The following is an 8,828-nucleotide window of genomic DNA, read 5'->3' as shown; positions in this document are numbered from 1 at the left end:
AAGAAGAAAAACCATTAGAGCAATTAGAGACTCAAAAAAATCCTCCGAAAAAAGAGGCTGAATTATTAATAAATGAAAATGATTCTGCTAAACCAACACAAATAATTATCTTGCAACTACCAGTAGATAAGATTCCAGAAGATGATTCCTTGTTTGAACAGATTAAAGCTATTTTGAAAGAACAATCTTCTGGAAATGAGGAAAAAGCAAATGTGGCAATAAGGGCATTAATATCTGATGATAAAGAACAAAAGTTAGTACAATTCGGTCGGCAATTTTGGGTAGAAGATGGGGAAACAACTATTAATCGTCTTCAAGATGCAAAATTTGAGGCTAAAATTTTAAATTGTGAAACGATTGATTCTAGGTAATTAATATCGTGTCATCCTTGCAGGGGATCTACGCTATTGGATAATTAGTGATAAAAAAGTCTTTGTTTGTAGTTGCACTTTAGCGCTCCATAAATATATCTAGCACCGCTAAAGCTAACATTCAGCAATTAACAATGAAGAATTATAATTAATAATTAGGGCTTGCTGATTAAATATTAAAGCATTGACGGGTAAAGGTTTGAGCAATTTTAAGTCTGGAAAAAGTACCAGCTTTTTGGTTGATCAAGCAGAAATTGTGAGCATTTTGGGTAGATTATGGCAGAAAAACCAAAGGACTATTCTTCCTCCTGCCTCCTCTAGAATTCCCATTCCTCCTGACTCCTGTACGGGCGTTTTGCTGCGCGACATATAAAGCGGAGCTTTGCGTTAGCACATGGCCGTTTCGCGGAGCGACATGAAACGCCCCTACGACTCCTGACTCCTACCCTCACCCATAAGACTTTTGAGCGCAAACCCTAATTAATAATTAATAATTACACCTTCTTAAAAGAAGGGTATTGACTAAAAGGATTTTTTTTTATTTATCCCCTTAAAAGGGGAGGCTTCAAACCTGAATTGTTGAATGAATAATTAATTGACTATCAACTCTTAATTATTAATTATTGAAATACTTCTGTTTTTTTGCACCTTTATACTTAATACGAACTTGCTAATAATTTAAGATCATGTTACACATAACTAATAGGATTTGGAAAACTTGATTCCTGATACAGCAATTCCCATCCTGGTGAGGTACAAAATTCCAGGTTTTAGGGAACAGGGAACAGGGAACAGAGAACAGGGAATAGGGAATAGGGAATAAGGAATAAGGAATAGAAAAGAAATTAAAGATGGGTGTAACTCATAAGCTTGAGAAACGCTATATTGAGTACCTTAAGTTTACGGAAAAATAAATGTATAAAGCCTATCCATTTATCAAGGAAAAAGAAAAAGATCCTTTGAGATAATCCTTTTCTTTATAAGAATAGATAATTAGTTAATTATTAATTGTTGAACAGCTACCTAAAACCTATTCAATTCTGGTATTGACCATTAATTTTAAAATTCCCATTATTCGTTTTAGCAAAAGGCCCATTAACATACATAACCTGTTGCGGAACTCCCACCTCAATACCCTGCTCATCAAATGCCTTCTTCAAACGACGGCGAAACTCACGAGCAACCAACCACTGCTGCATAGGCTGAGTCTTAATAATCAATCTAATTACAATTCCAGTATGAGCAATCTTATCAATACCCAAAACTTTAGGGGCTTCTAAAATCTGGTCTTGCCATTGAGGGTCAGAATACAACTGTTGAGCGATCGCCTCCATCACCCCCATAACCCGATCCACATCAGCATCATAAGCCACCTCAATAGCATAATTTACTTGTGACCATTCACTAGATAAATTTCGCACCACCCCAATAGAACCATTGGGAATAGTAATTAGCTCCCCATCAAGATTCCGTAATTTAGTAACTCGTAAAGTAATAGTCTCAACCAGGCCATCTTGTCCATCTATGATAATCCAATCTCCCACAGCATATTGGTCTTCAGATAAAATCATCAGACCAGCAATTAAATCTTTCAGTAAATTTTGAGAAGCCAGGGAAAGGGCAAAACTAATAACACCAATAAAGACCGTCACTACTTGAGTGAAAGTACCTAACTGATGCAAATGATGGAGGAGCGTCACTCCCAATAATAAGTAAACTATAGCTCTCAGCCAAGCTTTAGAAACTTTAGCCAAGGTAGAAACCCGCAAAGTTTGTCGTTTTTGGATTGATTGTTTATCATTCAACCGCCGAGCCAAAAAGTCACTCAAAGCATCCCCCCCCTTGATGCTTAAACGAGCCACCAATAAAAGCAGTAAAATGAAAAGTGGAGTTCCCAGATTAGCTTCTCGTCCAAAACTTAAAATCCAATCTAATGGAGGCCAGCCAACTATTACTTGTTCAGCTCGAGTACCACGAATTGTCACACCAATCATCCAATTGCTCCAGGAACGAGTCCAATAAAACAAACTACTTATGTAGCCAATACCCAGTAACCAAATTAGCAATTGAGTCCAAAATAATGTCGAGCTGTAGAAAGCATAGAGACTGTAACGTTGTTCTATAGATAGCCTGTCAAATTGTGGAGCGATCGCTCGAAATTTTTCAGTAAGCTTTGATGAAATGGAGGTCTGATTATCTTCAAGCTCAATAGTCTCTGAGTCTGATAAGCTATCTTTAAGTTTTCTTTGTCCAATAGTAACTTGTTTCTGTATCCACCCCAGGGTTAAGCTAGTACAAGTCAGAGCAACTAGGAGAAGCATAGCTAGTTGAACCTGAGCAAGTAGATAAGGAGTCTGACGTTCTTTCCAGGCTTGAATTAGCTGATTTTTAATAATTTCTTTTCCCTTTTCTACTATTTTGAAAGGTTGGGAACCACCAAATCTCGGTCTTTCAATATCTGCTTGAGTAACAGAGAAAATAATTTCTGGCACATCATCTTTAGGAAATGTGACTGACACAAATGCAGTTCCGTTTTTCTCAGAGGAAGTAGTAACTAGCTCTTCTCTTAGTTCTTTTTCTTGAGCTTCTATGTTAGATATTCCCTGCTTGGGTAAAACCTCTTGAGCATACCTACTCATATTGTGCAGAATTTTTTGTAACTTGCTGTGAATCAACTGGGAGCGGATAGCAGCACTGTAGATACTAGCTTGATTTTTGTTTGTTTTTGACTTTAATTGCATAAATGAAGCAATAGTTCCCACAATTTTTCCATCTAGAAAAACTGGAGCTATTTCCAGGTTTCCCCTCTTAAAGACAGGGACATAATAGTTAACAGAAATATCTTCATCGGAAGACATACCTAAACCAGGAATAGTTTGGGCAAATGTGGGAAATTCCCAAGTTAGAGTTAGTGTTAAGACTAACAAAGTAATAGAGAGCAGAAAAGTTAAAATCCGAATAAATTTCCGAACCATAAAAATTATTAAATATCCCCATAAGTAGGGTGCATTTCAACAATTAATAATTATTAATTATTCGGTGACGCACCTTTATAAGGGTTTATGTTAATACAAAAATTATGGAAGGTCTAATTAAAGGTTAAAAAAATTGTAGGGGCGGGTTTAGCTGAAAACCTTTGTAGTCGATTAAACCCACCCAAAGTAAGATTTTAGGCGTTGGTTAATAGAGGGATGAAATCTAAGGAGCGTGTTATAAGAAACCGGGTTTGTGGGAAACAGATGTCAGTAAAGTACGGGTATCTAATACAAACCCGGTTTCTACACCGATAAAAATCATAGCCAAAATTACCAATGCCAGATTTTATAGGCTCAAAATTTTTACTATACAGTAATTTCAGGAAATTATTTCACATTTTAAAGTTTGAAACTATTTGTGACATCTTTAAAGTAAATTGGTAGAAGCGGGTAGGTCTAATTAAACGTTAAAAAAATTGTAGGGGCGGGTTTAACTGAAAACCTTGATATTTCTAATTTAGTTGATTAAACCCGCCCTAAAGTTATTCCATTTGTTTATGCTAACTACTTATCCATTCAAATCAATCCTCTGTTAAAAGTTAATAGGTCTTTTTTTCCAGGAAAACCTAGTATATCCACTGATGCAGACCCTATCAAAAAATCTTATGATTAAATCAAAGCCAATTTTTTTCTTAATATAAAATTCTAGATACCCATGAACAATAACCTACCCGAAAGTTTCTTTTTTATATCAACAGGTGCAGCAACTGGCGCAATTTTCTCTACCACAGTCGGCAACATGGGATTAATAGGTAGTTTTGGAGGTATAAGGATCGACCTAACTCTCACTATCGGTGCTGGTGCAGTTGTCGGTGCAGCAACTTATGGTGCAGTCGAAGCTATGAAAAAATCAGATCCTACTGCTATTGGTTTTATTGGTATGGGTACTTACGGAGGAGTCGCCCTTTCTTCTACTCTTGGTGGTATGGGGTTGGGTGTTGTGGGAACTGCTTTTGGTATTGGAATGGGAACAATGGCAACTTTCGGTGGAATAGTCGGTCTTGGTATTTATGGATTTTTGCAAGCTATTAACTCATCCACACAAAACCAAATAGTTGATTCTTTTGCAACTTTTGAGCGGATGGAGAGCCAAATTTTAGCTCAAGTCTCTTGGCAAGAAACTTATAACCAAGCAATGATGGAATTAGATCCGGTCTTAGCTGAAATGGAGACAAAGCAAAAATTCACCGCTCTGGAAATAGAAGCAGAATTAGAAGAATTAAAGAAAAATATAGGTTGTCAAAATCAATCAAATTTTTCTTCCTCACCCTTAGATCCAGTCTTAGCTGAAATGAAGACAAAGCAAAAATTCACCACTCTGGAAATAGAAGCAGAATTAGAAGAATTAAAGAAAAATATAGGTTGCCAAAATCAATCAAATTTTTCTTCCCCACCCACAGAAAATTCTGACTTACAACCACAGGAAAAATTAACTTGGAAATGTAGAAAAGTTATCAAAGCACATACCGCCTCAATTAATGCTGTAGCTATTAGTGCTGATAGTCAAACTTTTGCCACAGCAAGTAGCGACTCCTCTGTTAGTCTCTGGAATATCAAAACAGGTAAACGTCTCTACACTTTTTTCGGATATTCACAGGAAGCGCAAACAGTCGCCCTCAATACTAAGACTCCCACACTCGTTAGCGGAGACTTCGACGGAAAAATCACCACATATAATATAGATACCAAAAAACATTGTCAGACTTTTTTCGCTTCCAACTCTCCCACCAGTCATGGAGACTCAGTGTTTGCAGTAGCTATCAGTAAAGACGGTAAAAATGTTGTTAGTGGGAGTGCTGACAAAACTATTAGACTGTGGGAACTAGAAACAGGAAAACTCAAACGTACTTTTAACGGTCATACCGATAAAATTTGGGCAGTTGCTTGGAGTCAGGATGGTAAAACTTTTGCCAGTGGGAGTGCTGACAAAACTATTCGTTTGTGGAATATCAACAGTTATCAACCCCCGCGTATTCTGCAACAACATTCTGGTTGGATAACATCTTTAGCTTTTCATCCCACTGAAAATATCCTCATTAGTAGTAGTACAGACTTTACCATCAAAATTTGGAACATCGAAACAGACTCCTTAATTTCTACTTTAGTTAGTCATACAGCACCAATATTTTCTCTTGCTATTAGTGACAATGGAGAAATGCTTGCTAGTGGTAGTCAAGATGGTACCGTGAAAATTTGGAGTTTACCTAGTGGAGAACTTTTGCAAACGTTCGCAGGTAGTTATCCGGTAGCTTTTTCTAACGATGGTTGTTTAGTGACTGGAGGTAACGGCAAAAATATTAAAATTTGGCATCAGGTGATATCGGATGGTACGGTATCTTTCTCTGGAGAATGGTGGGAAATATTGAATGTGATACCAAATGCAAATGCGGAAACAGTAAAATTAGCTTATCATCGTTTAGCTAGACAATATCATCCTGATATAAATAGGGATAAAGAAACTGTTTTGAAAATGCAAATTATTAATCAAGCTTATAGTCAGTTTTTGCTTCAAAAATCGGTATACTCTTAAATAATTTTCTTGCTTAAATCTTTTCATTATCAGCACTTAAAATAACATAATACGCCCATAGGTTATAATATTTGATTGTAGGGGTTTGGTTTCCAAATCCCTTATCGAGACCTTATATCAAATCCGTTTGATTGGACATAAAAAAAATATCCAATTTTCATAACTACTAAATCTTTTTCAAGAATTAAGTAGTAGGGTGCGTTAATGAAATGTAACGCACCTTACTTAATTACTACAAAAAAAAACTTTTAAATCTACCCAAACAATACTATTTTCAAATTAATATCCTTAACAAAAAATAGACTTTATGTATCAAATAACCATCAACTTTTTAACAAAATTATCTCACTAAAATATTCAATAAAACTTTAATATATATTATCCGTGCATCCTTGCCAAAATCCGTTCATACCTCCTTCCTTTTTCAAATTACCAATCTTCTCTTTTAGGTCTAGTTTCTGTTTCCCAATCATCATAATCATCTACTTTTTTACTAGGTTCAGGTTGATAATTTCTTGCCACTTCTTCCTCATAAAATTCTTCCTCAGTTTCAGCTTCTTCATCAGAGGAATAAATATTAGTCAAAGGTTCAACAATTTTAGTTATAGCATCTTTCACAAATGACTTAACAAACTCATCTTTTTTAACTAATTGAAATTGTCTTTGTACAACTTCTGTCATTCCACCATCTCCCCAATCTTGATTCTGACGAAAATATTCAATAAAACTCTTGCCAGCAATTCGAGTTAAATAAGCTGCACTTACTCCTTGAATAGCTTTTCCAATTAAAAAAGTTGCTACAGTTAATTGTAAAGCCGTATAAATTAATTTTATTGCCCCTTCAACAATACCTAAACCAGCAAGAGTTTTTGCTAATGACATTGCTAATTCTTGCCCTCTTTCCAAATTCAATTCGCAACCATAAACTTTGCCAATTTCTACTACCATTTGAGCATTAACTGCAGCAGTTGCCAACACATCGACCACTGGTAATGGCGTAACCGCAATCACTCCCGCACCGATCCACTGAAATCTTTCAACAACTTTATCTGCTTGTCGTCGTCTTTGAGTATCAATTAAACGTCTTGCTTCTTCACCCAAACGTTGAGATTGTAATAGAATATTATCTGCAATCAAATCTTCTCCCTCAGCCCGCAAAACAGCCGCCATACGTCTAATTAAAGGCATCGTATCAGGTTCTGGCAGATACATTTCTCCACTCTCAAGTCTAACTGATTGAGGATTAGCCGCGATCGCCACAATATCTATCTTACTAACAATTCCTAGCAATCTTTCCCTCAGTTTAACAACTATCGCTTCTTTATCTTCCTCAGTATAGAGGTCAGTTTTGTTAAAAACCACAAGCGATCTCTTACCAATTTCCGCCAAACTTATCAGAGCAGTATATTCTGAGTTTTGTAAATCATTATCAACTACAAACAATAATAGATTAGCCTCTGTAGCAAAAATTCGCGCCAGTTCTCCCCTTTCTGTACCTGCTATTCCTGCTTCTAAAATTCCTGGAGTATCAGTAATCAAAATTTCTTGCTCCAATCCTTGCATTTTCAGATGATAGGTTTCTCCAGCCTTCGTTGAACCCATAGGTGCTTCTACCTTCCCCACCATTCGACCTATAAGTGCATTTACCACAGAAGTTTTACCTGCCGAACCTGTACCAAAGACTACAACTTTTACATCACCTCGTGCTAAACTAGCTTCTATTTCTTGTGAACGACTTAATAATGCTTGTCTGGCCACTTCATCCTGAATTTGGATTACTTGTTGCTTAACTGCCTTAAGAGATTCCGATGCAGCCTCAGATTTAACAACTGGAACCTTGACCTTAACTTTTGCTCTTTGTCGCCGTTTACTTTTCGGAGTTGTATATAGTATCAGATAATAAACGAAGGCAAAAATAAAAATTCCAATCAGAATAACTAACAGTAGGACTAACAAGTTGGCCAAAACAGGAGGCGCATACCATGAAATTTGACTGTATAGCCATGATAGGGAACTAATCAGCCAAATTATGAGTAATAAAATGAGGCAGAGACCTAAAATCAGTGTTAACAGACGGGAAGTAGGCATTTAATCAAATCAACTCAAAAAAATCGTTAGTTTGGAAGTCTTTTAGCTTCAGCTAAGGAGAGATTAATATTTAATTTAGTCTGCTTAACTATCTCTGCTTTTGCAAGGTTTTATTGCCAAAGGTTGTTCTATCTAAAGTAGTTCAGATGGTTAGCTTCAGTTTGTGGATATTCTACACCTACTTGTTTTGATATTTTTTGTGAGTGTTAGATGAATAGCTCAACTCTCATTTTCCTAGCTATTTTTACTTTCCTTCCACCACCACAGGTTTTTAGTTTAGGCTTCTCGTTGGTTTGAGAGCTTTTCTGTTTAGCTTCAGTATTTTTATCTATATAATTATAGCATCAAGCAATTAGCATGAAGGACATTTCTGGTCAACCCCTATTTTTGTTGGCAAACTCATTTTTTGAGGCTATTTTTATTATTAAAACTAAATTTATTTCCTATACTGCTGAAAAAACTAAGTCCCTGAGTACCAAAAAACACCTGTAGAAAAGTCTCAAAATCAACAATTTAATCAAGAAAAAAGAAAGTCGGCTTTAAAAGTTACTTTCATTTACAGAAGTTTTGGAGTTAATGAGCTACAAAGTTTTTAGATTTTAGGCAACAGGCAGCAGAGAAAATAGATTAATTATAAACTGTACCTCAGCATCCTGACAATTGCTGTAATATTAGAAATTATGCAGAAACACTATATATAGAGTTCAAAAACTATAACGTTATAGATATGTAGGGTTTATAACTAAAAAATAGATAATTGATTAATATTAAACTCTACCTCAGCATCCTGACAATTGCTGTAAT

3 protein-coding genes and 1 pseudogene are annotated in these 8,828 nt (G+C 35.9%); 2 read left to right on the top strand and 2 right to left on the bottom strand.

Going from position 1 to position 8,828, the window contains the following annotated elements; genetic code table 11:
- A pseudogene (locus ACP6PK_RS05750) lies at positions 1–371 on the top strand (trans-splicing intein-formed DNA polymerase III subunit alpha C-terminal partner DnaE-C); the annotation flags it as partial.
- A 1,034-nt stretch (positions 372–1,405) separates the two neighbouring features.
- Here the strand turns inward: ACP6PK_RS05750 and ACP6PK_RS05745 are convergent.
- Positions 1,406–3,346, bottom strand: a complete 1,941-nt coding sequence (locus tag ACP6PK_RS05745) for a mechanosensitive ion channel family protein (protein WP_426558309.1) — start codon at positions 3,344–3,346, stop codon at positions 1,406–1,408.
- 715 nt (positions 3,347–4,061) lie between these two features.
- Here ACP6PK_RS05745 and ACP6PK_RS05740 point away from each other — a divergent pair.
- Positions 4,062–5,936, top strand: a complete 1,875-nt coding sequence (locus ACP6PK_RS05740; RefSeq protein WP_426558307.1) for a DnaJ domain-containing protein — start codon at positions 4,062–4,064, stop codon at positions 5,934–5,936.
- A gap of 429 nt (positions 5,937–6,365) precedes the next feature.
- Here the strand turns inward: ACP6PK_RS05740 and ACP6PK_RS05735 are convergent, their stop codons facing one another.
- The gene (locus ACP6PK_RS05735) at positions 6,366–8,024 is read right to left on the bottom strand and encodes a YcjF family protein (RefSeq protein WP_426558305.1); all 1,659 of its coding nucleotides are present in this window, start codon (positions 8,022–8,024) and stop codon (positions 6,366–6,368) included.
- Positions 8,025–8,828 lie beyond the last annotated feature (804 nt).

This window comes from Dapis hubbardiae BLCC-M172 (assembly GCF_050016015.1).
In the GTDB taxonomy this organism is placed as follows: Bacteria; Cyanobacteriota; Cyanobacteriia; order Cyanobacteriales; family Microcoleaceae; genus Trichodesmium.
The sequence above is the reverse complement of the archived record's forward strand: the minus strand, read 5'-3'. Positions and strand labels throughout refer to the sequence as shown.

Coding starts and splice junctions, on each gene's coding strand:
- ACP6PK_RS05740 (WP_426558307.1), top strand. CDS start 4,062: ATGAACAATAACCTACCCGAAAGTTTCTTTTTTATATCAACAGGTGCA.
- ACP6PK_RS05735 (WP_426558305.1), bottom strand. CDS start 8,024: ATGCCTACTTCCCGTCTGTTAACACTGATTTTAGGTCTCTGCCTCATT.
- ACP6PK_RS05745 (WP_426558309.1), bottom strand. CDS start 3,346: ATGGTTCGGAAATTTATTCGGATTTTAACTTTTCTGCTCTCTATTACT.